Below are 1,937 nucleotides of genomic sequence, written 5' to 3'. Positions count from 1 at the left end.
CTGCGCCTCGGCCTCGGCGGCGGCGGCCTCCGCGGCGACCCGAGCTGCCTCGGCCTCCGCGGCGGCCGCGGCCTCGGCGGCGAGGCGCGCTGCCTCCGCCTCCGCTGCCTGCTGGTCGAGCACAGCCTGGTCGGCCGCGGCCTGGGCCTGCTGGGCGGCGGTCTGCTCGGCCTCCCGGGTGGCCCGGCTGGCTGCCAGCTCCTCGAGCGGCCGGAGGTCCTCGGTCCCGTCGACGGCGCCGGACTCGGCGGCCAGCCCCAGCTGCTCGGCGACGCTCACCGGCTGGGACGCCACGGGGTCGGCCTGGGCCGCTGGGCCGACGCCGATGACGACGTTGACCAGGACGGCTCCGGCCGCCGCGATGCCCAGGTACAGCCCGGGGCGGCGGATGCCGGCCGGCGGACGGCGTCGGCCGGTGGCGGCAGAGGTGGTGGTGCGGGCGCGCATGGGCAGGAGTGCTCCGTACAGGTGTCTTCCGAGTGCCGCCTACCAGGTCAGCTGACGGGTTCGGGCGGGAAGCAGCCCTACCCGGCCCGGACGGTCGTCCGGGTGCGGGATTCACCCCAGTGGTGCGGTGGGTCCCCGGCTCGCCCCGGAGGGCGACTCGGCGGCGTCCGGTCGGGCTCCCCGGGTGGGGACGTGGCGACCGACTGGACCCGGCCAACGTAACGGCGTTATGTAGTCGTGACAATCCGTTGCCCGCATTTCATCGGGTGACGGTGGTCGCGTCACTCTCCGGACACACGCGTCCCATCCGTCACCACCGGCGGTGCTCGGTCAGCGCACCGACAGCTCGACGACGGACCGGCTCCCGCCCCCGGCCGCGGTGGCCGCCCAGGCCTCCTCGACCCGCGCCAGCGGGAGGACGGCGTGCTCCACCCGGAGCTGCCCGGCCGCGGCATGCCGCAGCACCGCGGTCAGCGCGGCGGCCCGCTGCTCGCCGGTGAGCGCGTTGTTGGTGTAGCCGAGCACGTCGATGCTCCGGCTGCGCAGCACGGCGGAGGAGAACTCGGCGGCGTCCCCGGCCGCGCCACCCAGGTTGACCAGCCGCCCACCGGGCGCCAGCACCGAGCACGCCGCCGCGGCCACGGCGCCGAACACCGGATCGACGACGAGGTCGACGTCCGAGCCGACCGTCTGCCGGATCCGCGCAGCCAGGTCGCCGCCGTCCCCGGTGAGGACGACGTCCTCGGCGCCGGCCCGGCGGGCACGGTCGGCTGCGGACAGCGAGCGGCAGACCCCGACCACCCGCCCGGCCCCCAGCGCGCGAGCGGCGCCCAGCGCGGCCTGACCGACCGCACCCCCGGCACCGAGCACCAGCACCCGCTCCCCCGGCTGCAACCGGCCGCGCCAGGTCAGCGCCATCCAGCCGGCGACCGCCGACAGGCCCAGCGCGGCCACGACCGGGTCGGGCAGGTCCCCGGCGAGCGGGACGACGTCGGCGTCCGGCACGGCGCAGAGCTCGCCCAGGCTGCCGTCGCCCGGGCTCATCCCCGCCGAGGTGGCGAACCAGACCCGGGTGCCGGGCGTCAGCACCGCCGACGACACCACGACCCCCACCCCCTGCACGCCTGGGACGTAGGGCACGGCCGGACGGCCGAAGTACGACGTCCCGGAGGCGCAGAGCAGGTCCAGCGGCACGACCGGGGCGGCGGTCACCCGGACCAGGGTCCGGCCCTCGCCGGGCACCGGGTCCGGGTGGTCCGCCAGGGCGGGCGGCTCGCCCGGCCGGGTCAGGACGGCGGCGCGCACCGGCTCAGGTCGCGATGTCGGGGTAGGGCATGGAGATGTGCTCCATCGCCTTCCCGTAGGCACGCTGGTACTCCATCGGCCCGTGGTCGCGCTCGAACAGCGCGATGAACAGGGTGAGCGTCAGGAACGGGTGCGCGCCCATCTGGAACAGCCCGACGTGGTCGTGCTCGGCCAGCGCTCGCCGT

Annotated in this window: 1 protein-coding gene, 2 pseudogenes and 1 riboswitch; all 3 genes and pseudogenes read right to left on the bottom strand. The window is 76.8% G+C overall.

Features of this window, described 5'->3' with window-relative positions:
• Window positions 1-447, bottom strand: a pseudogene (locus IN07_RS20050) (hypothetical protein); the annotation flags it as partial.
• 21 nt (window positions 448-468) lie between these two features.
• Window positions 469-620: riboswitch (cyclic di-AMP (ydaO/yuaA leader) on the bottom strand.
• Window positions 621-777: 157 nt separating this feature from the next.
• Window positions 778-1,752, bottom strand: coding sequence for a quinone oxidoreductase family protein (locus IN07_RS20045; protein ID WP_052091552.1), 975 nt, complete (start codon window positions 1,750-1,752; stop codon window positions 778-780).
• A 4-nt stretch (window positions 1,753-1,756) separates the two neighbouring features.
• Window positions 1,757-1,937, bottom strand: a pseudogene (locus IN07_RS20040) (hypothetical protein); the annotation flags it as partial.

The sequence above is a fragment of the Modestobacter caceresii genome, from assembly GCF_000761485.1.
GTDB classification, from domain to species: Bacteria; Actinomycetota; Actinomycetes; order Mycobacteriales; family Geodermatophilaceae; genus Modestobacter; species Modestobacter caceresii.
This window is presented reverse-complemented; position numbering and strand designations above follow the sequence as displayed.